Source organism: Chromohalobacter nigrandesensis (genome assembly GCF_023061285.1).
Classification (GTDB): Bacteria; Pseudomonadota; Gammaproteobacteria; order Pseudomonadales; family Halomonadaceae; genus Chromohalobacter; species Chromohalobacter nigrandesensis.
Map to the genome: position 1 here is coordinate 112,425 of NZ_JAKGAM010000005.1, position 23,246 is coordinate 135,670.

Consider the following 23,246-nt stretch of genomic DNA (forward strand, 5'->3'; position numbering starts at 1 on the left):
CTAGAACACGACGTTTCGAGGTAGTTATGCCCACCGTACATTCTGCGACTTATGAACTATTGCGCCGCCAGGGATTGACGACTGCCTTCGGTAATCCCGGCTCTAATGAGTTGCCTTTCTTAAAGAATTTCCCAACTGATTTCCGTTATGTTCTGGGGTTGCATGAAGGCGTCGTCGTCGGCATGGCGGATGGTTTTGCCCTGGCTAGTGGACGTCCGGCCCTGGTGAACCTACATGCTGCTGCTGGGTCCGGCAATGCGATGGGCGCGTTGACCAATGCCTGGTATTCGCATTCCCCCTTGGTGCTGACTGCTGGCCAGCAGGCGCGCTCGATGATCGGTGTCGAGTCGATGCTGGCCAACGTGGATGCGCCGCAATTGCCACGACCGTTGGTCAAGTGGAGTTACGAGCCGAGCTGCCCGGAGGATGTGCCACGTGCCTTGAGTCAGGCGATCCACACCGCCAACTTGCCGGCGCGGGGGCCGGTCTACGTGTCGATTCCGCACGATGACTGGGGGCATGAGGTCAGCGCAGAGACCGCGCTGCTCAGCGAGCGTGAGGTGAGCAGTGCCGCGCTACCCTCCGAGGCGCAACTCGGGGCCCTGGCGGAGCGCTTGAATGCGGCTCGCAATCCGGTGTTGGTGCTGGGGCCGGATGTCGATGCGTATAGTGCCAACGCCTTGGCTGTGACGCTGGCCGAGCGCATCAACGCGCCGGCCTGGGTGGCGCCGTCGGCCTCGCGCTGCCCCTTCCCGACGCGCCATGCGAGCTTTCGTGGCGTCTTGCCGGCGGCTATACAGGGCATTTCGGATCGCCTCGCGGGGCATGACCTGATCGTCGTCATCGGTGCGCCGGTATTCCGCTATCACCAGTACGCGCCAGGGCGTTACCTGCCCGAGGGCGCCAAGTTGATCCATCTTACCTGCGATATGCAGGAAGCCGCGCGCGCCCCCATGGGCGATGCCCTGATCGGTGACATCCACGCCACGCTAGAGGCCTTGATGCCGCGTCTCCAGCAGAGCGATCGGGCGCGTCCCGAAGCGTTGCCGCGGCCCGAACCGCAAGTGGACCCCGAGGGACTACTGACACCGGAGACGGTGTTCGATGTCATGAATGCGTTAGCCCCGGAAGATGCGATCTACGTCAAGGAGTCGACTTCGACGGTGACGGCGTTCTGGGAACGTGTGGAAATGCGCCATCCCAGTAGCTATTTCTTCCCCGCCGCCGGTGGGCTGGGTTTTGGTTTGCCGGCGGCTGTCGGCGTGCAGTTGGCGCGCCCCGAGCGTCGTGTGATCGGCGTGATCGGCGATGGCTCGGCGAATTATGCCATCACCGCGCTGTGGAGCGCCGCGCAATATCGTATCCCGGTGGTCTTCGTGATCCTGAAGAACGGCACCTACGGGGCGCTGCGCTGGTTTTCCCGTTTGCTGGATGCCGAGGACTCACCCGGACTCGACGTGCCCGGGCTCGATTTCTGTGCCTTGGCCAAGGGCTATGGCGTCGAAGCCGTGGCCGTGTCGGCCCGCCACACCTTCGAGACGGCACTGCAAACCGCCCTCGATGATGACAAGCCCCGCGTCATCGAAGTCTCCACGACCACCATCGAACCGTGAAAACACACGTCTTGCCCAACCAGCACGACGCCAGATCATAAGAACTCATTTCCAAACTCCCAGCGATAATGGGCGTCGGGGACAAGGCGAAGTGAGGGTCCTTTGCCATGGATGGCAAAGGTAGCGCTCAAGGAAGGGTTTACAGCGCCCTCGCGAAGTCTTGTCACCGGAAAGCCCTCTTAATCTGCCGGGTTGTGCAAGAAACTCTAAATGCCACACGGCCGTATACATCACACAACGATAACGAGGTCATACAATGAAACACGCCATCTCATGCTGCCTTCTGGGGCTCGGGCTTACCGCTGCGACAAGCGGTGTCCAGGCCGATACCACGCTGCGTCTGGGCCACCTGTGGCCGGCGCAATCCGCCGTCAATCAAGATCTCATCGAGGCCTGGGCGAAGCAGGTCAAGGAAGATTCCGATGGGGCGCTCCAAGTAGAAATCTACCCCTCGCAGACGTTGAGCAAGGCGAACAGCGCCTACGAAGGCGTGGTCAACGGCGTTGCCGATATCACCATCACGCTGCAGGGCTATACGGCGGGGCGCTTCCCGCTTTCCGAGATCGTGCAATTGCCCGGCGTCTCCGCCAGCGCGCCGCAAGGGGCATGCATCCTGCAGTCGCTCTACGACGATAATGACCTGGGTGACGAGTACGCCGATGCGCATCCGCTGTTCTTTTTCACCACCGGGCCGGCGCCCCTGCATACGCGCGAAACCGAGGTGCAGTCACCCGAAGATCTCGCGGGGCTGCGTATCCGGACGCCCAGCGAGGTCTCCAGTGACATGCTGGAAAGCATGGGCGCCGATCCGGTGGGCATGCCGGCACCGGACATCTATACCTCGATGCAGCGTGGCGTGATCGATGGCCTGAGCCTGCCCTGGGAGGCCATGAAGGTCTTTCAGGTCAATGAGCTGGCCAACTACCACTTGGATATTCCCTATTACACGGGGGCCCTGATGGCCATCATGAACCGCGACACATACGAGGCGCTGTCACCCGAGGCGCGTAAGGCGATCGATGCCAACAGCGGCATGCGCTGGGCCGAGAAAGCGGGCAAGGTATTCTACGGGCTCGATACCCAAGGCAAGGAACAGGCGCGCGAGCAGGGCGACACGATCCATCGCGTCGAGGATCCCTTGAATGACCCGCAGTGGTCCGGCCCCTTGAAGCGTGGCACCGAACGTTACCTCGAACGCCTGAAAGAACGTGGCATCGACAATGCTCAGGCGATCTACGATAAGGCCTTGTCCTTGCGTGATGGCAAATGCGCGTTGTAATGCAGCCACACTCGCGTGACACGGCGTCGCCTTACGAGGCGGCGCCGTTGTGTTTCACGGCAATGAGTCGATGGCGATAATCTGCGTCGCCATGGCCGGTACCAAGCGCCTGCTGGTATCCTCTTCTCACTGATGCCGACCTTGGCGGGGTCGCGACATCGCGCTTCATGCGTGCGTTGCACCCCTGCCCGTGATTCGTGAGGACACCGCGATGCTGAGCGCTCGCGTCAAGCTGCGCCATCTCATGGCGTTTCAGGAAGTCGCGCGACTGCAGAGCTTGGCCAAGGCCGCGCAGGCGCTTTCCATCACCCAGCCGGCGATGTCCAAGACGATTCGCGAGCTGGAAGAGATTCTCGAGACGACGCTCTTCGAGCGCAGCCCGCAAGGCGCTACCTTGACCGCCGCCGGTTTGACCCTGCTGCGTCACGCCGGACCGGCGCTGCGCAGCCTGGGCGAGGGGTTCCAGGCGGTACGGGACGCCGCTCAGCAGGAAGCGGTGGTGCGTCTGGGGGCGCTGTCGACCGTCGAGGAAGGCTTGCTTCCTCGGGCGCTGCATCGCCTGCATGCCCAGGCGCCGCAATGGCGCGTTCATGTGGTGACAGGGCCCAGCGCGTACCTGCTCTCGCGCCTACGAATGGGGGAGTTGGACGCGGTGGCCGGACGCATGAGCGAAGCGCGCGAAATTCGCGGCCTGCAGTTCGAGCACCTGTATTATGAGCCGCTGGTGCTGGTGGTGCGCGCCGGACATCCGCTGTTGGCGCACGACACACTGGAAAGCGAAGCGTTGACCGCCCATGCATGGATCGTCCCACCAACGTCGACCACCCTGCGTGATCAGGTCGAGCGCTTCTGGGTCGAGCAAGGCGCCGAGCCGCCGCGTATCGCGTTGGAAACCTTGTCGCTCTCGCTGAGCCGTCGTTACGCCCTGGCCAGCGACGCGCTGTGGGTCGCGCCTCTCGATGCGGTACGCGAGGATCTCCGCGATGGCCGTCTGGTACGCTTGCCCGTGCGCCTGGAATCACGGGGCGGCTCCGTCGGGGTGTGCACCAACATCGCCCTGCCGCGCAACCCCGGTGTCGATGTCTTGAGTGCGTGTCTGCGCGATATCGTCGCCGAGATGGCAGCGCCTTCGGTGTAACGGCGCTCGGTCGCATGCTTATTCCTTGGTCGCATAGACCTTTGGCCGATATATCCTCTGGGTTATGGCGGTGGTCGGCCATTTCAATTGGCAGGCCGGGCCAGGCCCGGACAATGAGGCATGATATCGCGGCGTTCGCTCGTGCCGCGGTCCTTTCGATCAGGAGATCCGCATGCCTCGCAACGATAACAAGCGCTTCGTCGAGCGCGACCGTAACTGGCATCCCCCGGCCTATGCGCCTGGCTACAAGACGACGGTGGCGCGTTCCCCCAACCAGGCCTACGTCAGCATGCAGGCGCCCAGCGTCTCCGAACTCGGCGGCCCGGACTTCTCGCGCCTGCGCATGGGCCCCCACGACAACGACCTGCTGCTCAACTATCGTGAAGATCCCGCGCGCACTGGGCAGGCCGGATTGCCCATCGGTGAACGCATCATCATGTTCGGCCGCGTCGTCGATCAGTTTGGCAAGCCGGTGCCCAACACGCTGGTGGAAATGTGGCAGGCCAACGCCGGTGGGCGCTACCGCCACAAGAAGGACGGCTACCTGGCGCCGCTCGACCCCAATTTCGGCGGCGTGGGGCGTTGTTTGAGCGACGACGAGGGCTGGTATCGCTTCCGTACCGTCAAGCCCGGCCCTTATCCCTGGCCCAATAACATCAATAGCTGGCGCCCGGCGCATATCCACGTCTCGGTGATGGGACCGTCGATTTCCACGCGCTTGATCACGCAGATGTATTTCGAGGGTGACCCGCTGATTCCGCTGTGCCCCATCGTGCATACCCTGCGCGATCCCGAGGCCGTGGAGACGATGACCGGTCGTCTCGACATGGCGCGTAGCCGCTCGATGGATTGCCTGGCCTACCGTTTCGACCTGGTGGTCCGCGGCGAACTGCAAACCTATTTCGAGAATCAGGGGTAAATCATGCAACAGCCGAACTCACAGCCCTGCGCTGAAACCATGCTGCGTGAAACCGCGTCGCAGACGGCCGGCCCCTACGTGCATATCGGCCTGGCCCTGGATATCGCCGGCTTGCCGCCGCGCGAGGAAGAAATCTGGAACCGGCTTGCGTCGCCGGAGGCCGACGGCGAGGCCATCGAGCTCGTGGGGCGCGTCATCGACGGCAACGGCGACCTGGTGCGCGATGCCTTGCTGGAAGCCTGGCAGGCGGACGCGCATGGCGACTACCAGTGCGAATTCGATCTACGCGCGCCCTTCAACAGCTTCGGACGCACTGCGACCACGGCGGAAAACGACGGCGAGTGGTGTTTTTACACCGTCAAGCCGGGCCAGGTCACGCGTCGCGATGGTCGCCTGATGGCGCCGCACGTCACGCTCGCCGTGTTCGCGCGTGGCATCAACATTCAGTTGCATACGCGCCTGTACTTCGAGGACGAAGCCGAGGCCAACGCGGCTTGCCCGGTGCTCAACGCGGTCGAGTCACCCACCCGTCGCCAGACGCTGATCGCCACGCGCGAAGAAGGCGAGGACAAGCCCCGCTACCGCTTCGACATTCGCCTCCAGGGCGAGGGCGAGACGGTGTTCTTCGACTTCTAATAAGGGGCTTCGACTTCTAAGCTCGCCAATACCTTTCTTCACCCTTTGATCGGCAACGCCAACCAGCATGCTTTGACTGGTTGGCGTTGCCGATTTTGCGTCTGTGCGCTGGAGAGCACTCACTTCCATTTGATGTTGCAGCCCATGGAGGGGATTTGCTGGGCCGACGGTGCGCGGTCCGCGAGCACGGCGTCGGCGGCGGCGCGTAGATCCTCCCCGGTGGCGGGCGTTTCCTTGCTGGGCCGGCTGGCATCGAACTGTCCGCGATAAGCCAGGCGATGCTCATGATCGAAGAGGAAGAAGTCCGGCGTGCAGGCCGCCTCGAAGGCGCGCGCCACGTCCTGGCTCTCGTCCACCAGATAATGAAAGGTGTAGCCGCGTGCGTCGATTTCCTCGCGCATACGCTCGGGGCTGTCGTCCGGATGGGCGTGAAAGTCGTTGCTGTTGATGGCGATCACCGTCAGCCCCTTGGCCTGGTACTCGCGGGCGAAGTCGGCGAAGGCATCCGCGATATGCTTGACGAAGGGGCAGTGATTGCAGATGAACGCCACCAGCACCGGGCGTCCGGCGAAGTCTGCGCTGTCGACCTCCTTGCCCTCGGCATTGGGAAGACGAAATGCCGGCAGTGGCGAGCCCAGCTCGATCATGGTGGAAGGCGTCAATGACATGGGGACCTCCTGTGCGCGATGGATATCAAGCACGCCTGGTAACAGGCGCGATGCATGCATTCATTCTAGGCGCGGTTGGCCCCGGAGAGGCAAATATGCCTGAGGGTATCTCCGCCTAGGTATGTCGGGCGGGCGTCAGATTGTGCCGGGCGAGTAGGGCGATGAGCAGCAGCAGCAGGGCGGCGATGCTGAACAATAGCGTGAGATCGCCGAGGCTGAAGAGTAGGGCGCCGAGAAACGGCCCGCTGGCCATGCCCATGAAGCGAAAGAAATTGTAGAGCCCCACGGCGGTGGCGCGGTGGGTGACGAAGACGCGCGTCAGCAGCGCGGTCTGCGCGGGAAGCGAGAGGCCCAGCAGCAGGCCGAAAATAAAGGTGGTGGTGATGAGCATCGCCAGCGAGTGCATCGTCGTGACGAGGAAAACCACGACATCGATGGCCCCCAGTAGTGTGGTGGCTACCAATAGGCTTTCCGTCGACAGACGTTTCTGCACACGGCTGCTCAGGAAACTGCCCAGCACCAGGGCCACGGAAAGCGGCAGGAACATCAGCCCTTTCTGGGCCACGGTGAGCGTATAGCCCCGGTCGAGGATCACCGGCAAATAGACCAGGAAATTATAGTAAATGTAGAACTGCACAAAACCCAGAATGCCGAGGGTCAGCCCCTGTCGATCGCGCGCAATGCGGGCATATTCGGCCATATCGATTTTGCGGGCAGGGCCGGCGGGCTTGGTCTCCCGGAGCAATGCCCAATTGATGATGCCGATCAGCGCTCCGGCGATGGCCAGCGCCAGAAAGACGAAGTGATAGTCGAGCCGACCGGCGATGAAGCCGCCCGCTACGGGCCCGATGACGGGGCCGAGCGCGACCATCATCTGGAAGGTGCCCATCGCCTTGAGGCGCTCCTCGCCTTGGAAAAGATCGCCGATGACGGTGACGGCGACCACCGACCCCGTCGCGATCCCCACCGCCTGGAACACGCGGAAGAAGAGCAGCGAGGTGATGTGATCGGCATAGAAACAGCCGATCGACGCCGCGACGTAAAGCGCGATCCCCGGGAGTAAGACCTTCTTGCGTCCCAGGCTGTCGGTCAGCGGACCGTAGAGGATCTGCATGAAGGCGATGATGAAGGTGAACACCGAGATACTGGCGTTGATGAGCAACTGGCTGGTGGCCAGCGTGTCTTGCAGCTCGGGGAGGATGGGAACGTAGACGGTTTGAGTAAAAGGGCCCAGAAAAGCGGCGAATGACACTGAATACGCAATTGCCTTTTTATGAACCATCGAACGTTCCCGGGATGGTGAAATAAAACGTTAGCTTAGCAAGTATCTGGCGACGGCGTCTCGTCGGTATCCCGGCGGCGGGCCACGGAGTAGGTGACCTGTCGATTGTCGTGATCCATGGCAAAGCCGATGGTCGGGGTGTGGGAAACGCCGAGTCCGCCGATGATACGTGCCATCTTCGCTACCTCGTTCGAACGTGGACGTCAGTCGCTGTTGTTGAGCGCGAGGAGCCCGATCCCGGTGGTCATCGGGGCGTAGTAGAAGCGATGAACTTCCTCGACACGCTCGGTCATCGCGCCGCGCATCACGAACCACATGATGACTTCACCGCCCTCGGCGCCGGCCGCCGTCATCACTTCCTTGTGCGACAGTGCGGCTAGCTCCCGGGGCGCGTCCTGGATGCGTTGCAGCCACTGTTTGTCCCACTCTTCGTTGATATGTCCGAAGCGTTCGCCGTTGAGCTGATGCGAGAGGCCACCGGTGCCGACCACGGCGACGCGGGTATCTTCAGGGTAGGCCTCGACGGCGCGACGAATGGCCTCGCCCAGCTTGTAGCAACGTTGCCCCGTGGGGAGGGGGTGCTGGATGACGTTGACCAGCAGTGGCACCACCTTGACCGGCCATGCCGTATCGTCGTGATCCCATAGCAAGGGCATGGCGGTGAGAAAACCGTGATCCAGCGCCATTTCCTGGCACAGGGTCAGGTCGAACTCATCGGCGACCAGATGGTTGGCTAGATGCTCGGAAAACGCCGCGTCGCCGGGGAAGTCCGGCAGCGGGCGCTTGCCGTAGCCTTCGTCCGCTACCGCGTAGCTGTCGGCGACGCCCAGCGCGAAGGTCGGGTAACAATCGAGGAAGAATTCGGTGCCATGGTCGTTGTAGACGAGGATGACGACATCGGCTTTCACTTCCTCGGCGAGCCAGCGCTTGACGGGTTCATAGCCATCGAAAAGCGGCTGCCACGCGGGGTCGGCTTGTTTTTTCTGGTCGTAGGCGCGCCCGATCGAAGGGACGTGGGAGGAGCCGATACCGGCGACGATCTTGCCCATTAGGTTGCTCCTGGCACGTTGCGGGTGGACATGAATTGCTCGTAGCTTTCGCCACGCATCTGCGCACCGATGGTGTAAAGCCCGTAGCCTAGGGTGGCGCCGAGCTTGAGGAAGAAGAACAGATTGCCGCCGAGTTGGGTCAGGCGTAGCCAGTCACGCTCGCGAATGGCCTGTTTCTGTTCTTCCGACAAGCCATAGCGTTCCATATAGGCTTCTTCGTCGGCCTTGAAGGCCTCGCGGTTCTCGTCGAACTTGAGCGAGTTGCACATCTTGTTGATGGCATACCCTTGCCGCGAAAGCGCAAGGTCGAAAACATAGGTGCCGGGAATGCCCCAGCGCTCTTGTGTATCCGGCATGGCGTGTCCCTCCGTTGTGTGGTGGTGCTTGTTATGGCGCATGGAGATGGCAAAAGCTCAGCCATCACGATGCATGACGAATTGGGCATGGCGTTCGGCGAAGCGCCATGCGCCTTGATCGAGCACGCACAGGTCGTCGAATTCGCCGATCATGGTACGTCCCGCCAGCGGCCAGCCGAAGTGGCCGTCAGGTTCGCTTTGGGTATCGGCGGCGAACACCTGCACATAGGTACTGACCCGTGCTCGCTCAGCGGTTTCCACCTGCACGCGGATGTTGCTGCAGAAATGGCGGGTGATGCGTTGTGCCGGCCGTGCCTGGTAGCTCGCCTCGATGGCCTCGCGGCCTTCGAGCGGTGCGTCGGGCGCGGTGGGACGAAACAGTTTGCCGTCGGGTGTGAATAGCGTCACGAGACCGGCATAGTCCTGGCGATCGGTAGCGTCGGCAGCCGTCAGCACGAGGCGGGTGCAGGCCTGTTCGATGACAACGCGTGCCTCGCGCGATAGCGGGGATGTCATGTAGTTTTCCTCCAGTGCTCGAGGGTCCGGGCGACGGCGTCGGGCTGTTCCATGGGGCTCATATGGCCGGCGGCCTCGATGACCTCGAGGCGGCTTTCGGGAATGAGCTGGGCCATTTTCTCGTGGCGTTCCAGTGGGCTCCAGGCGTCCTGGCGCCCGCATAGCAGTAAGGTTGGGCAGTCGATGAGCGGTAGCTGATCGGTGGCGTCCGGACGGGCCAGCAAGGCGTCGATCTGGGCGGCGAAGATCGCCGGGTCCTTGCGTTCGATCATCGCCAGGATGGCATCGATGAGCGCGTCATCACTCAGCCGTTCGGGATGAACCATGCCCTGTAGCCAGGTTTCGCCCATGGCACGCATGCCTTCTTGCCGTGCCTTATCCAGCAGGGCGTGGCGGTCCTCACGTTCGCGCTCGCCGGCGTCGCCCTCCGCTCGGCCGCGAAAGCCGGTATCCAATAGGGCCAGACCGGCGACCCGAGACGGCGCGCGTCGCTGGATCTCGAGGGCGACGCGGCCGCCCATGGAATGGCCCACTGCAATAAAGCGTTCAGGCGCGTTTTGCAAGGCGATGTCCGCCATGGCGCCGATGGAATCGGCCATGCCGTAATCGGGCGTAGGCAGGGTGGGCGCGACGAGATGCGTGCGCATGTCGGCCCAGACGGCGTCGTCGCACAACAGGCCGGGGAGCAGTAACAGAGGCGTGGCGTTCATGAGGCGGCTCCGGAGGTGGACGATGGCTCAGGCATACCCTCCCAGACGGCGCGCGGCACATGCAGGTACCCTTCGAAGAGTAGCCGTGCGGTGCGCAAAAGGCCGGCACGTACGACGTCGCCTTGCGCATCTTGCGTCAGTTCGACGGTGAACTCGCCGGTGGGATGCTCGATCGATAAACGTTGCGTCGGTCCTTCGCCTAGCCGTGCTAGGCCTTCGCACACCGTGCCCGGGATGAGACAACCGCTGGCCACGCTGACCGCGCCGAGCACGCCGATGGCCTCGTGGCAGCGATGCGGGATGAACGAGCGCGTGGCGAGGCTGCCGCCGTGACGCGGGGCGGCGATGAGCGTCATCTTGGGCACGGTGTGCTCACTGACATCGCCCAGGTTCATGCGCGGCCCTGCCGCCAGGCGAATACGCTCGATCCGCGTGCGCAGTACGTCGTTGGCTTCCAGCTCGGTGGGGCTTTCGTGCCCGCTGACGCCGAGGTCCTCGGCACGCAGCAGCACCACCGGCATGCCGTTATCGAGACAAGTGACGTCGACGCCCTCGAGCGTGTCGCGTGGGTTGCCGGTGGGCAGCAGCGCGCCACAGCTCGAGCCGGCGGTATCTCGGAATTCGATGATCAGGGGCGCGGCCCGGCCCGGTACGCCGGAGATTTCGGCATCGCCGGCGTATTCGACGCGGCCATCTGGAGTGGGGACATGGATGATCGCCACCTGGCCGGTATTGACCATGTGCACGCGCACCGGCGTCGTGCCGTCTTGCGCCGTCACCCAGCCACGCTCGATGGCGAAGGGCCCTACGCCGGCGAGGATATTACCGCAGTTCTGGCCATAATCGACGCGTGGCGCATCGACGACGACCTGGGCGAACAGGTAGTCGACATCCACGTCGTCGCGAGTCGGGTGGTCGATGATCGCAACCTTGCTGGTCAGCGAGGTTGCGCCACCAAGGCCATCGATCTGACGCGCATCGGGCGAGCCCATCGCCGCGAGTAGCACGGCGTCACGTTGCGCGGCGTCGCTGGGGAGGTCCTCGGCGAGGAAATACAGCCCCTTCGAGGTGCCGCCGCGCATCTGCAGGCACGGGATGCGCGTCTGGCTCATGATGAGCGCTCCATGGCGCGGGCCAGCGCTTGCGGGTCGTCGTAATAGGTCAGCCCTTTGTCGGCGAGGCGCTGGCGCATGTCGTAGATGTCGAGGCCCAGTTCGCCGTTGGCGAGGCGCACGCGCTTGTCTTCCTCCGCGGCGGCGCGCTTGCGACTGGCGGCGGTGACGCCTTCGGCCTCATCGCGACGCACGACGACCACGCCGTCGTCATCGGCGACGACGATATCGCCGGGGTTGATCCACTGACCGGCACAGACGACAGGAATATTCACCGAGCCGAGTGTCTCCTTGACGGTGCCTTGGGCATGCACGGCACGCGACCAGACGGCGAAGCCCATCTCGCGCAGGGTGCGTGTGTCGCGCACGCCACCGTCGAGCACCAGGCCGCGCACGCCGCGTGCCTGTAGCGAGGTGGCGAGCAGGTCGCCGAAATAACCGTCGATGCAGGGCGAGCGTGTGGCCACTACGAGGATGTCGCCGGGCTGGCATTGCTCCACGGCGACATGAAACATCCAGTTGTCGCCGGGCGAGACCAAAGCGGTCACGGCCGACCCGCTGATGCCATGATCCTGCTGGATGGGGCGGATGGCGGGATCGAGCAGGCCTTTGCGTCCCTGGGCCTCGTGCACCGTCGCCACGCCTTGTTCACCCAAGGCGTCGATGTGTTCGCGTGTGGCCCGGGGGAAGTCGCGAACGACGATGCCGGGCGTTTCTAGGGCGGTCGTTATGAGAGAGGTCGTCATGCCAGATTCTCCGTGACGCGGGGGAAAATGCTTTGATAGCCCTCGGCATATTGAATGTTCTTCTGCGCGGTGATGCCGATGTTGCGCTTGGCCTGCACGCCGCGCTGCAGGGCGACGCGGGTGTAGTATTCCCACAAGTGTTCCTGCCCGGCCATGCACTGGATCGCGCGATACTTGTCATCCCATGCTTCGGTGATATCGAGCAGCACATCGGGGCGCCACTGACACTGTTCCGGCTGGTGCGGCTCGAAGCAATACACCGGTGGCGCGCCGACGATGGTCTCGCCGGGGTTGTGACCTTCCGCCTGGGCGATAATGCGTGCCTCCTGGGCAAGATCGGTGGCGAGCGGATGATCGTAGTTGTAGGGGTCCTTGAGCGAGTGCGTGAGCACGAACTCGGGCTGTACGCGGCGATAAACTTCGACGAGCCGGAATAGCGTCTCCTTGTCGGCGCGCATGGGGTAATCGCCGATGTCGAAGAACTCGACGCTGGCGCCCAGGGCCTCGGCCGCCGCTTGGGCCTCCTCGCGGCGTGCCGCCTTGACCTTGTCCTCGGTCATGTTGCCCTGCCGCCAGAGCTTGGCGGATTCGCCGCGCTCGCCGAATGACAGGCAGACGATATGCATGGCGTAGCCTTGCCGGGCATGCAGAGCGATGGCGCCGCCTGCCCGCCATACGAAGTCCGCCGAATGTGCGCTGACCACCAGGCCAGCAGGAGAAGGAGCGCCAGTCATTTGCCAAAACCTACCGTTGAAGACGATGGTTTTATCCTGTCACCTCGCCTGAAACGCGAATAATGTTATTCACCGGCGTCAATATGCGTTTTGCTTATGCGGCAGACTCTTGGTGGCGCTTGGCATGCTCCCTTTATGGCATATCGCGATGTCTTGCTGTGGGGCATGCTAGGTGCGAGCAAGCCATGCCAAGGAATCCTTCATGACCGAACTGCATCGCGAGGCGTTCGATTACATACCCAATATGCGGCGTTTGCGGGCAGTCATCGCAGTCGCCGAGGCGGGTAGCGTGATGCGCGCAGCCGAGACGCTGCATTTGTCACAACCTGCGGTGACCCGGGCAGTGCGTGACCTGGAGAAAGAGCTCGGCCTGGCGCTGTTCGAGCGCCATCGCAGTGGCATGTTGTGTACCACGGCGGGCAAGATCGTCCTGCATCGTTTTCGGCGTGCCTTGCAGCAACTCGGCGATGCCGAAGCCGCGCTGGCACGCATGCAACCGGCGGGGCATTCCGAGCGGCTCACGCAACGCCTGTCGCATCGTCAATTGACGGTACTGGTGGCCATTGCCGATCTACATAACGAGCCTCAGGCGGCCCAGCGGCTGGGGCTGACGCAGCCGGCGGTCAGCGGCAATCTGCGCGATCTGGAAAACTTGCTTGGCGTGTCGCTATTCCTGCGCACGCAACGTGGCATGCTGGCAACGGACTGCGGCGCGCTGTTGATTCGATATGCCAAGGTGGCGCTGCGTGAACTGGCGTTGGTCAGTGACGATCTCTCGGCCTGGCAGGGTGAGGTGCGCGGGCGCGTGGTGATCGGCACCTTGCCGCTGTCGAGTTCGTTGCTCGTTCCTCAGGCCGTGGATGCGCTGCTGCGCGAATTGCCGGGGTTGCATGTCACGATTCTCGAGGGCACCTATGACGCGTTGTTCGAGTCGTTGCGCCATGGCGATATCGACATCCTTATCGGTGCGCTGCGCCAAGCGGGCACGAGCGAGGACACCGTCCAGCAGCGGCTTTTCCACGATCGTCTTGCCGTCGCGGTACGTCGCGGTCATCCCTTGATGCAATATGCCTCGCTATCGCTGAGCGATCTGCTCGATGCGCGATGGATTGCGCCGCGCCAAGGCACGCCGGCACGCGTAAGCTTCGAGCAGGAATTTCGCAGTGCCGGTTTGGCGCCACCCGATGTGGTGGTCGAGTCCGGCAACCTCAGTACCATCCGCACGCTATTGCTGGATAGCGACCGCGTGACCCTGGTCTCTCCCCATCAGGTGTTTTTCGAGGTTCAAAGCGGTCAATTGGCGCTACTTCCCATCAAGTTGACGGGCACTTTGCGTCCGATCGGTATAACGACCCGCGTCGATGACTCCCCAACGCATGCCTTGAAAGTGCTTCAGCGTATTTTGCTGGAACTCGGCGAGCGCATGGCAAGCCCAAGCCTGCCGTCTTATGCGTGAGCAGGATAGCAAAAACGTATACCCAAGCACGTGATTTGAATTTGTTGCTGTGACTGAGGCCCGGGTACGGTGCTTTAAGGCTCCGTTTCCTTATGTTTTTTGTGCGAAAACGGAGGTAAAACAAGACTAAAGTTCAATAAAAGTCGGGAGACGCCGGAATGAAAACGTTAAGAAACTGTACCTTGATAACGCTTACGGCTGGCGTGGCGATGGCCGTCAGCGCAGGCGCCAATGCTGCTGAAACATTGAAGCTTGCGCACTTCGTTTCACCCGCTCACGTGGTCAACAGTTCCATCGTCTATCCCTTCAAGGAAGGCGTCGAGGAGCAGACGGATGGCGAGCTGGAAGTCAGGGTATATCCCGGCGGGGAGCTGGGGTCGGGGCCCAAGGAACAATACCCGCGGGTGCTTCAGGGTGTAGCGGATATTGTCTGGGGATTGCCGGGTTATACTTCGTCACAATTCAAGAAGTCGATGGTCGTGGAAATGCCGGGGGCGATTCCCGACGGGATGCATGGTTATGACATGCTCTGGAATGCCTATGAAGATCAGTTGAAGAGTGAGTTTCCCGGTACTAAACCGCTGGCGCTCTGGGTAAGCGAGCCGAATATTTTTATCATGCAAGATGAAGAAATTCGCACGCCGGAAGATCTTGAAGGACTGAAGATTCGTGTCTCGGGAGAAATGACGGCGGCGTTGATCGATGCCTACGGCGGTACGCCCGTGCAAATGCCCGCTGGCGAGATTTACAACTCCCTGCAAACCGGCCTCATCGATGGTCTGGTGACCGGCGCCAGTGCCGTCAATGACTTCAAACTCGATGAAGTGGCCAACGTCTATTCGGTGGGAGCCCCTTTGGGCCACATCATGTTTTATCTGGCCATGAATCAGAATAAATATGACAGCCTTTCCGCCGAATTCCAGCAAGCGATCGATGACAATAGTGGCGAAAAACTCTCACGTAGCGGGGAGCAAGGCTGGAATGCGCGTGCCAACGAAACCTTGAAGGCCATTCGCGAAGATGCCGACAACAAGGTGATCGAGCTTAGCCCGGAGGAAATCGCAACGTTCGAGAGCTTAGCCGATACCTTCCGCAAGCAGCGCCTCGCGGAAAAGGGGACTGAGGACGTGCTAGACGCCATGCGAGGGGAGTGAATTCCCTATGAATCACTTTCTCAATCAGGTGACCTGGACGCTTGATAAGTTCGTGAATCTATCCAGTGTCATCGGTACCCTTGCCCTGATTTTTGCGGTTCTAGTGACCTTGGTCGATGTCACGGGGCGTTTTTTTGGCGCCCCCCTTCTGGGAGGCCAAGATCTATCGCAAATGACCATGGTTATCATCGTATTCGGTGGCATGGCGCTTTGCGATCGGCAGGGTGGCAACATCGCTGTGGATATCTTCGAGGATAAGTTTCCTGCTCGCATGAATCATTGGCTGGATATGATGGGCTGGGCGCTGGGATGCGCCACCTTCACGGCGATTGGTTACACGATGCTCAGCGCGGCGGAGATGTCGAAGATGCTCAATTTGAGTACCAATATCATTGCGATACCCAAGGCTCCGTTTCAATACATCGTGGTCTTTTTTGCCTTTCTGACGGCACTGTCCATGCTGGCGCGCATAGTCTCGACGCTATTGGCGTCTTCCCACCGCCGCGCGGCTCCGCAAGAGGAAGAGGATTTATGAGTACCGAGTTGGTAGGTGCCTTAGGCATCTTGGCGCTTTTTACGCTTCTGGTACTGCGAATTCCCGTAGCCTTTTCGATATTCATCGTGGGGTTCGGTGGTATTGTCGCGCTCGACAGCCTCAATTCCGCCTTGAGCCTGTTGGCCAGCGAAACTTTTACCATCGCCTCGAACGCCGAGTTGATCGTCATCCCCTTGTTCATCTTGATGGGTAATATCGCCACCGAGGCGGGAATGAGCCGCAAGCTGTATGACGCCGCTTATGCGCTCATCGGCTCGGTGCGGGGTGGCCTGGCGTCGGCCACGGTGGTGGGTTGCGCGGGATTTGCCGCTTTGTGTGGTTCATCCGTCGCCTCGGCGTTGACCATGGGGCGTGTCTCGCTCGGCGAGATGGAGCGTTATAACTATAGTGCCAAGTTGGCGACGGGATCGGTGGCTGCGGGCGGCACTCTCGGCATTCTCATTCCGCCTTCGACTGGCTTCGTGATCTACGCCATCCTGACGCAGCAATCCATCGGCCGTCTGTTTCTGGCGGGAGTGTTGCCCGGCATCATGCTGTGCTTATTGTTCGTCATCTTGATCATGGTCTTGGCTACCATCAAACCGAGTCTCGCGCCCTCGGGGCCCAAGACCTCATGGCGGGAAAAACAGCAGGGATTATTGGGCGCGACGCCGATTCTGATCATCATCCTGTTGACCATCGGCGGCATCTATAGCGGGATCTTTTCTCCTGTCGAGGCGGCGGCCGTGGGCGCTGGATTGACGATCCTCTTCGGCGCGGGCATGCGCAAGCTGACGCTGGCTTCCTTCTGGCGGGCGGCACAAAGCTCGATCACCACCACGGCCACCGTGATGCTGATTCTGATTGCCGCGCATATGCTCAACCCTTTTCTGGCCTTGAGCCATATCCCGCAAGCGCTGGGCGATTTCCTGATGCACTTGGATATCGGGCCTTATGGGGTTCTGCTCTTGATACTGGCGTGCTACCTGGTGCTGGGGTGCTTCCTGGAAGGCTTCGCCATGCTGGTGTTGACTATGCCGATCTTCTTTCCCGTGATTACCCAACTGGGCTTCGACCCGATCTGGTTCGGCGTGCTTGTGGTGCTGACGCTGGAAATGGGGCTCATCAGTCCGCCAGTGGGCGTGAACGTTTTTATCGTCAAATCCGTGGCACCCAATGTGCCGTTACGTGACATCTTCAAGGGTGTCATGCCGTTCTGGCTGGTGATGATTGCGGCCATTGGGTTGCTGATCGTCTTCCCCGAGATCGTGCTATTTCTCCCCGACACGATGATGAATTGAAGGCAAAAGATATAAAAGGGCGGGATCATGATGGTCCCACCCTTATCGTTGAAACGCTTATTTTACGCGTCGCCCTGATGTATCAGCCGCGTTCCGTCATTGCCAGGCGATGCATGATCCGTCTGGCCATCAAGCCGGGCTTGTCGGGAGCGAAACTCAGCTCGAATTGTTGGGCTTCCTTGTCGCTGAGGACGACATCCATGATCCATTCCAGTGCCTCGACATCTTCATAGTACGCTTGCGTGCTGGCGTCTCTCAGGAAGTCGTCGATATCTGTGTCGTCAATGCGATAGTCCCGGGAATTGAACCACCAGTAGTGGATGGAGTGATTGGACTCGGGCGTAAAGCAATGCGTGATGTAATAGCCATACACCGATGGTTTGCCGGCGTCGGGTTGGGGGTCGAAAATCTTGGCATGGGCGGTATGCACGGCGGGCGAAGCGAAGCGCGCCTCAGAGGTGCGGTCGATATTCTTGTGCATGATATCGGCCGGTTTACCGTAAATTCCCGGGGGCGGTGCGTTGTCCAGGCGGCGGGTGATCGCTACCTGATCACCCTCGGTGGAAGCTTCCATGCTGGCGCGTGCGTATTCAGGTGTCCCCACAGTGCCCGGATGCAAGAAAGGGAAGTGGGTCTGGTCGATGAGGTTTTCATGCATCGACACATAGTCGGCTTTGATATGAAAGTCGCCGGTGACGGTGCCCCACTCGGGGGAGGCTAGCCAGGGTAGTTCGGGAATCAATGCCTCGTCGGCCAGGTTGGGGTCTCCCATCCAGATCCAGGTCAAGGGACCACGATCGGCGACGGGGTAGGTTTGAACACAGGCATTGGCAGGTACATGAGAGATCGCGGGCAGGTGCGCACATAGCCCGTCGGGTTCGAACTCCATGCCGTGATAACCACACACCAACCTGTCGCCCTCTACGCGGCCTTTCACCAAGGGAAAGGCACGGTGTGGACAACGGTTGTGCATGGCCACCGGCTGGCCACTTCGGGTGCGGTACATGACCACGTCCGTGTCGAGAAGGCGGCGTGAGATAGGCGTGCGACATACTTCATCGCGGCGTGCACATACATACCAACAGTTCCGGATCAGCGGTGTGGCATGATTGGCGAACTGGCCCCCTTCTTCCATGGGCATGGCGTCGAAAATGGCTTCATCATTGAGCGGTGTCGCTTGGCTAGCACGGGTCATGACAGTTAGCTCCTTTATCTTTTTTATCTTTCAGATATCGAGTTCAATCGAGCCCGAACGTGGACGAGAGCAGCACAAGGCAATTTGCCGGTTACTACGTTTCTGGTCGGGAGTGAGAAAACGGTCGCGATGCTCGATGTCCGTGTCGACGTTTCTGACCGGGGTGATGCATAGGCCACACTCTCCGCGGCGGCAGTCCGAAAAGGTCTCGGCACCGGCCGCTTCGAGTGCTTCCAGCAAGGTATGGCCGGGTGAGACGGGAATCTGCGTACCGCTTCGGGTTTGCACCGTGATGGCACGGTCCTCGGCCTTGTGGGCGGCATTGAATATCTCGTGACGCACGCGCTCCGGCGCCCATCCCAAGCGTTGCGCGGCTTGGCGGGTGCCCTCGATCAATGCCGGCGGGCCGCACACATACGCGGTGGTATCGGGGGGCTGTTGAGCGAGCAATGCGTCGAGATCGGGTCTACCGCAGAGCGCCGTGGCGTCATGCACGGTGATAGCGTCGCCACCCAGCGCCTCGACCTCCTCGACATAGGCCATGGCGTCACGACTGCGCCCGACATAGAGCATGTGGACATCGCGCTGACGCATCACGCAGGAGCGCAGCATGGGGAGGATCGCGGTAATGCCGATACCGCCTGCGATAAGCAAGACAGGGCCATCATCGGAAGTCAGGCGAAAGGGGCTGAGCGCGGGAGAGATCAATACGTTAGTGCCAGCGCTGAAGTGTCGATGAATGTAATCGGACCCCCGGCGGCGGTTTTCTCGTTGAACCGCGATGCGCCAGAAAGCTTCATGATCATCGGCCGGGCCGAGTGGACCAATGAGCGAATAATGGCGCAGGAATCGACCGTCTTGCCCTCCGAAACGTATCTCGACATGCGCACCGGCTCGGGACGCCGGCAAGGGTGAGCCGTCGGCCAAACCGAGAGTAATTTCACTTATATATTCGGTCAGTTCTCGCCGCTCGAGCACCACCGCAGTTTTATATTTGCCAGACATGTTGTTTCCTCACTCGGCTGCCAAGATAGTCAGGTCTTTCTGACGTTAGGTGAAAGCGTCATGGTCGTCTCATGCGAAGATGAAATAGCGCTTTGCGTTTTTGATATAGTGAAAATCCAGGCCGCCAGGAGGCGCGAGAATGTCGCACGATGATGTGTCACCCCGTCTTTCCATCCGTGAGGTGCGTGCCATCCTGGCGGTCGCTGAACAGCGGGGGCTTTCCCGGGCTTCCCAGGCGCTCAATATCAGTCAAAGCAGTCTTTCGCGAACCATTCATCGTGCCGAATCGACGTTGTCCATAAGCTTGTTTCAGCGGGGATGGAGTGGTGCGGAACCGACGCCCGAGGGCGAGGTCGTGCGTCAACATTGTGCTCGCCTAGTGGCGGAGATGGGACGTGAACGTGAGGCATTGCTTGGTGCAGGGCTGACCACATTGCCACTGCCTTTCGATGTGACATGGTTGGATCTAGATTGCGTATCGGCTGTGGTGCAGACGGGAAAGGCTACCGCGGCGGCCGGGGTGCTCAGTACCTCTCAGTCGCATGTCAGTCGTACGTTGGGCGCCTTGTCCGTGAGGCTTGGGGTTTCGCTGTTTCAACGTACGGGCGGCGGTCTGAGGGCTGAACCCGTGGCGGAAAGATTGTCGGCGTTGCGCGACCGGCTGCGTGCCCTGATGCTACCGCTCAATGAGCGACTCGATCGCCTGGCCGGGGAGGTGACCGGACGCGTGGCGGTCGGGATGACGCCGTTCTGTGAGCAGGAGAGGATCACTCAAGTCTTCGGCGAATTACTGGTGGCGTATCCCCAATTGCATTTGTCCGCGTTGACCGGTAGCTATGTGATGCTCACGGATGCGCTTCGTCGTGGAGAAATCGATCTAGTCGTCGGCTTGTTACGGGAAGTTGGTGAGGACGATGAGCTAGTCGAAGTACCGCTTTCCGAAGAAGAAATCACGGTGCTGGCGCGCTCGGATCATCCTTGCGCCCAACAGTCTGTATCGATGGAAGACTTGGCACTCCAGACGTGGATCGTGGCACCGGCGGGGACGCCGATACGTGCCTATTTCGAGTCTCTTTTCCTGAACATGGGGCAAACGCCTCCCGTTCAGCCATGTGAAATCGTGACGTTTCATTTGGCCGAAAGCATGGTTCGCGAAAGTCAGAGTTTGGCGCTATTGCTCTACTCACCACGTAAAGTCAGGGCGCTGCCGGAGGGACTGGTTCGTGTGACGGTGACGTTGCCGGATAATCGCCGCCGCATTGGTGTGACCTATCGGCGTGGCGGAGGGTTGAGCTTTGCTCAGCAGCAGTTCGTCGACGGTTTGGCACGGCGGTTCGCGGCTGATAGCGCCGAGGGAGACGACGCGAGCTAGAGGCATGACAGGGAAGCCGAAGGCATCCCCTGTCGCCTGCTTGCTGCCCTCAGGCGCCGACCGCTAATTTCAGTATACCGGTTGCATCGAGGTCATCGGAGAGTGTGTCGCCGGCCCAGGCAACGAACTGATCGGGGCGCACAAGAATGAGCGTTGCACCGTAGTCGGCCGTTTCGTCTCCTGTTCCTGGTGCAGTGCTTTCAATGACCGTCAATGGGATATTCAACCGCGCCGCTTCATCGGCAAAACGCGCGGCAGCGTTCGATTGCCCGAGTGCGATGAGCGAGAACCCCGTGCCGAGCCGATCATGAGTCGTTCCACCCTCGGGCAAGGCGCGTGGCGCGAGGTGGTAGCCTGCTCGGGCGGTAAAGCTATGCGCTCCTTTCGCGCTGGCGGTGCCGTCCCGAGGGCCGGCCACGATGCGAGATCCACGGTAGTTGGGTTGGAAATCGCCGACCTCGTTGACGGCACCGTGGGCGCGGGCGGACCAGACGGCCTCGAATTCGGCCCGATTCGTGGCCGGATCGTAGGTTGCCAAGAAATCACGGTCGGTCTCGATGGACTTCTCGATGAAGTCCTTGGCGGTGGACCAGAAGACCGGCCGGCGTTCGGCATCGTAGGAGGTCAGCAACTCGGGGCCGCCCCAGCCCTGGAGGAGCGCGGTAAGTTTCCAGCCGAGGTTGCGGGCATCCTCGAAGCCGGTGTTGATGCCGTAACCGCCATAAGGCGGGTGGTTATGCGCCGCGTCCCCGGCGATGAAGGTGCGCCCACTGCCGTAACTGTCGGCGATGGCGACACGACAATCCCAGAACCCGCGATGGCGGATATCCATGTCGATGGACTGGCCGACAGCGCGCTCGATGTATCCCTGGAAGTCGAAGGTCTCCGGGTCGGCGCCTGCTGGCACGGGTGCGTGAAAGAAAAATTCTCCTTCCAAATCGACGCGCCCGAAGAACATCCAATAGCCCTGGAGATCCGGATGCAGGACATTGAAAAAGCTTTTGCCGGGATGCTTGTCCAGCAGGGCGCGATGCAGCGTATCGGACTGAAAGACCAGCAGGACCATCAAGCGATCATGATCGAAAACGGTTTGTGTCAGGCCGGCGGATTCGCGCACCACCGAGCGGCTGCCATCCGCGCCGACCGCATAGGCGGCGCGGAATACGCTGTCCGTGCCGGAAGCGCGGTCGCGAACAGTGACGTTAACGCCTTCGTCTTCCTCGCGCACATCACGCACTTCCCGGCGGGTCAGCAGCGTCACGCTGTCCAGAGAGGCCGCCCGGGCGCGCAGGACGTCCTCGGTGGCGTACTGCGGCAGCCGCTCGTTGTCGGCGCCGTAATAGGCGTGGACGAGTTCGCGCTTCATCCAGTCATAGTGATAGTCCCCCAGCAGTGTGCCGTAGCTGGTCAAGCCGCCAATACCGAAGTTGGCCGGCACGGTGCGGGCTGCGCGCAGTTCTGATTCGGCGCCCCAGGCGCGGAAATGTTCCATCGTGCGTTGCGTCAGGTTCTGCCCTTTGGGTACGCGTTGTGGAGTAGGGTGCTTTTCGATCACCAGAACGGTGATGCCGCACTGACCCAACTCTATCGCCAGCCCCATGCCGACGGGCCCACCGCCTGAGATGATGACATCCGCATCTTGTTTGTTTTTCATTGGTTCTGAGCTTCCTCTTGAATTGGGAGATTTGATGGGGCCTCGCCGGTACGGCGGGCCTGTCGCAGCGATACGGTGATGCTGTTGGCGGCGGCTGGGACTGCCTGCGTGGTAAGGGCCTGTAATTCGCGTGGGCAGTCTTCCTGGCGCATGGTCATGCACAGCGCGCCGGTGGGTTCTGCGGCCTCGTCGAAAATCGGCGAGGCGACACCGACGACACCGGGAGTGACCTCACCGAACGCGATGGCGTAGCCGTTCCGACGAACCATGCGCAGCGCTGAGACTTGCTCGGAGATATAGGCTTTACGGGCTTCCTCGGGGCTTTCAGGCGCGAAGGATTCGATGATCTTGCGCGCCTTGCGGGATTGCAGGTGGGCGAGGATTGTGCGTGCAATGGCACCCCGGTTCATGGGCATGACGCGGCCGCGTGGGTAGCTGCTGAGCGGGGCCTCAAGCGACGTTTCCGAGTGCATGCAGAGAAGCCGATTGCGGTACCAACGCACGAGAAAGGCGGTACAGGCGAACTGCTCGGTTAGCCGCTCGACGACGGGCCGCCCGATACCGACAAGGCGGTCGGACAACCGAAGGAGATGATCCATCTCGACGATCTTGGGGCCGAGCGTATAGATGCCATGCCCATTGGAGGCGAGCATGCCTGAATCGGTGAGGACCTTGAGATAGCGGTAGAGCGTCGGACGTGGATAACCGAGCACGGTCATCATGTCGTCCGACGACCATTCCGGACGTGTTTCGGTGAAAATGTCGAGGATCGACATCAGCCGTATGAGGCTTGAAGAGGCGCTTCCTTCGGCCACC

At 61.2% G+C, this 23,246-nt stretch carries 24 protein-coding genes; 10 read left to right on the forward strand and 14 right to left on the reverse strand.

The genetic code is table 11. From position 1 onward, the window contains the following. The first annotated feature begins 26 nt into the window (after nucleotides 1-26). The 5 genes from mdlC to pcaG all read left to right on the forward strand — a co-directional run bounded on the left by mdlC (nucleotide 27) and on the right by pcaG (nucleotide 5,585). Nucleotides 27-1,613 carry a benzoylformate decarboxylase gene (gene mdlC / locus L1073_RS08555; protein ID WP_246898444.1) on the forward strand — a complete coding sequence of 529 codons (1,587 nt, stop codon included), beginning with the start codon at nucleotides 27-29 and terminating at the stop codon, nucleotides 1,611-1,613. A gap of 256 nt (nucleotides 1,614-1,869) precedes the next feature. Beyond that, on the forward strand, nucleotides 1,870-2,892 hold the full coding sequence (locus L1073_RS08560; protein WP_246898446.1) for a TRAP transporter substrate-binding protein: 1,023 nt from the start codon (nucleotides 1,870-1,872) through the stop codon (nucleotides 2,890-2,892). A 211-nt stretch (nucleotides 2,893-3,103) separates the two neighbouring features. Further along, nucleotides 3,104-4,030, forward strand: a complete 927-nt coding sequence (gene pcaQ, locus L1073_RS08565) for a pca operon transcription factor PcaQ (RefSeq protein WP_246898447.1) — start codon at nucleotides 3,104-3,106, stop codon at nucleotides 4,028-4,030. A 172-nt stretch (nucleotides 4,031-4,202) separates the two neighbouring features. Beyond that, nucleotides 4,203-4,949: a protocatechuate 3,4-dioxygenase subunit beta gene (pcaH, locus tag L1073_RS08570; protein WP_246898449.1), complete on the forward strand. Its 747-nt coding sequence runs from the start codon at nucleotides 4,203-4,205 to the stop codon at nucleotides 4,947-4,949. Between the two features lie 3 nt (nucleotides 4,950-4,952). After that, nucleotides 4,953-5,585: a protocatechuate 3,4-dioxygenase subunit alpha gene (gene pcaG, locus L1073_RS08575; protein WP_246898450.1), complete on the forward strand. Its 633-nt coding sequence runs from the start codon at nucleotides 4,953-4,955 to the stop codon at nucleotides 5,583-5,585. A gap of 119 nt (nucleotides 5,586-5,704) precedes the next feature. Here the strand turns inward: pcaG and L1073_RS08580 are convergent, their stop codons facing one another. The 10 genes from L1073_RS08580 to galB form a co-directional block, all read right to left on the reverse strand. Then, complete coding sequence (locus L1073_RS08580; RefSeq protein ID WP_246898452.1) at nucleotides 5,705-6,253, reverse strand: thioredoxin family protein; 549 nt, start codon at nucleotides 6,251-6,253, stop codon at nucleotides 5,705-5,707. A gap of 115 nt (nucleotides 6,254-6,368) precedes the next feature. Next, a complete protein-coding gene (locus L1073_RS08585) occupies nucleotides 6,369-7,535 on the reverse strand; it encodes an MFS transporter (protein WP_246898454.1) in 1,167 nt (388 codons plus the stop codon). A 35-nt stretch (nucleotides 7,536-7,570) separates the two neighbouring features. Beyond that, the gene (locus tag L1073_RS08590; protein WP_246898456.1) at nucleotides 7,571-7,711 is read right to left on the reverse strand and encodes a hypothetical protein; all 141 of its coding nucleotides are present in this window, start codon (nucleotides 7,709-7,711) and stop codon (nucleotides 7,571-7,573) included. A 27-nt stretch (nucleotides 7,712-7,738) separates the two neighbouring features. Beyond that, complete coding sequence (locus tag L1073_RS08595; RefSeq protein ID WP_246898458.1) at nucleotides 7,739-8,584, reverse strand: class III extradiol dioxygenase family protein; 846 nt, start codon at nucleotides 8,582-8,584, stop codon at nucleotides 7,739-7,741. After that, nucleotides 8,584-8,940, reverse strand: coding sequence for a protocatechuate 3,4-dioxygenase (locus L1073_RS08600; RefSeq protein ID WP_246898460.1), 357 nt, complete (start codon nucleotides 8,938-8,940; stop codon nucleotides 8,584-8,586). The genes L1073_RS08595 and L1073_RS08600 overlap by 1 nt, the downstream gene beginning before the upstream one ends. A gap of 57 nt (nucleotides 8,941-8,997) precedes the next feature. Then, nucleotides 8,998-9,456, reverse strand: a complete 459-nt coding sequence (locus tag L1073_RS08605) for a nuclear transport factor 2 family protein (RefSeq protein WP_246898462.1) — start codon at nucleotides 9,454-9,456, stop codon at nucleotides 8,998-9,000. Further along, nucleotides 9,453-10,166: an alpha/beta fold hydrolase gene (locus L1073_RS08610; protein WP_246898464.1), complete on the reverse strand. Its 714-nt coding sequence runs from the start codon at nucleotides 10,164-10,166 to the stop codon at nucleotides 9,453-9,455. The genes L1073_RS08605 and L1073_RS08610 overlap by 4 nt, the downstream gene beginning before the upstream one ends. Then, nucleotides 10,163-11,278, reverse strand: a complete 1,116-nt coding sequence (locus tag L1073_RS08615; protein WP_246898466.1) for a 4-oxalomesaconate tautomerase — start codon at nucleotides 11,276-11,278, stop codon at nucleotides 10,163-10,165. Before L1073_RS08615 ends, L1073_RS08610 begins: the two co-directional genes overlap by 4 nt. Next, on the reverse strand, nucleotides 11,275-12,024 hold the full coding sequence (locus L1073_RS08620) for a 4-carboxy-4-hydroxy-2-oxoadipate aldolase/oxaloacetate decarboxylase (protein WP_246898468.1): 750 nt from the start codon (nucleotides 12,022-12,024) through the stop codon (nucleotides 11,275-11,277). The genes L1073_RS08615 and L1073_RS08620 overlap by 4 nt, the downstream gene beginning before the upstream one ends. Beyond that, on the reverse strand, nucleotides 12,021-12,758 hold the full coding sequence (galB, locus tag L1073_RS08625) for a 4-oxalmesaconate hydratase (protein WP_246898471.1): 738 nt from the start codon (nucleotides 12,756-12,758) through the stop codon (nucleotides 12,021-12,023). The genes L1073_RS08620 and galB overlap by 4 nt, the downstream gene beginning before the upstream one ends. 202 nt (nucleotides 12,759-12,960) lie before the next feature. Here galB and L1073_RS08630 point away from each other — a divergent pair, with 202 nt between their 5' ends. From L1073_RS08630 to L1073_RS08645, 4 genes are all read left to right on the forward strand, one after another. Beyond that, nucleotides 12,961-14,214, forward strand: coding sequence for a LysR family transcriptional regulator (locus L1073_RS08630; protein ID WP_246898472.1), 1,254 nt, complete (start codon nucleotides 12,961-12,963; stop codon nucleotides 14,212-14,214). A gap of 209 nt (nucleotides 14,215-14,423) precedes the next feature. Then, nucleotides 14,424-15,368, forward strand: coding sequence for a TRAP transporter substrate-binding protein (locus tag L1073_RS08635; protein ID WP_246898475.1), 945 nt, complete (start codon nucleotides 14,424-14,426; stop codon nucleotides 15,366-15,368). 7 nt (nucleotides 15,369-15,375) lie between these two features. Then, nucleotides 15,376-15,903: a TRAP transporter small permease gene (locus tag L1073_RS08640; protein ID WP_246898477.1), complete on the forward strand. Its 528-nt coding sequence runs from the start codon at nucleotides 15,376-15,378 to the stop codon at nucleotides 15,901-15,903. Then, complete coding sequence (locus tag L1073_RS08645; RefSeq protein ID WP_246898479.1) at nucleotides 15,900-17,204, forward strand: TRAP transporter large permease; 1,305 nt, start codon at nucleotides 15,900-15,902, stop codon at nucleotides 17,202-17,204. Before L1073_RS08640 ends, L1073_RS08645 begins: the two co-directional genes overlap by 4 nt. Nucleotides 17,205-17,286: 82 nt before the next feature. Here L1073_RS08645 and L1073_RS08650 read toward each other — a convergent pair whose 3' ends face one another. Continuing rightward, entirely contained in the window at nucleotides 17,287-18,399 is a 1,113-nt protein-coding gene (locus L1073_RS08650) for a Rieske 2Fe-2S domain-containing protein (protein ID WP_246898481.1), read from the reverse strand. A 30-nt stretch (nucleotides 18,400-18,429) separates the two neighbouring features. Next, entirely contained in the window at nucleotides 18,430-19,404 is a 975-nt protein-coding gene (locus L1073_RS08655) for a PDR/VanB family oxidoreductase (RefSeq protein ID WP_246898483.1), read from the reverse strand. 139 nt (nucleotides 19,405-19,543) lie between these two features. Between L1073_RS08655 and L1073_RS08660 the strand changes: the two genes are divergently transcribed. Continuing rightward, nucleotides 19,544-20,776, forward strand: a complete 1,233-nt coding sequence (locus tag L1073_RS08660) for a LysR family transcriptional regulator (protein WP_246898484.1) — start codon at nucleotides 19,544-19,546, stop codon at nucleotides 20,774-20,776. A gap of 49 nt (nucleotides 20,777-20,825) precedes the next feature. Here L1073_RS08660 and L1073_RS08665 read toward each other — a convergent pair whose 3' ends face one another. Next, nucleotides 20,826-22,430, reverse strand: coding sequence for an FAD-dependent monooxygenase (locus L1073_RS08665; protein ID WP_246898486.1), 1,605 nt, complete (start codon nucleotides 22,428-22,430; stop codon nucleotides 20,826-20,828). Beyond that, on the reverse strand, nucleotides 22,427-23,245 hold the full coding sequence (locus L1073_RS08670; protein WP_246898652.1) for an IclR family transcriptional regulator: 819 nt from the start codon (nucleotides 23,243-23,245) through the stop codon (nucleotides 22,427-22,429). The genes L1073_RS08665 and L1073_RS08670 overlap by 4 nt, the downstream gene beginning before the upstream one ends. Nucleotide 23,246 lies beyond the last annotated feature (1 nt).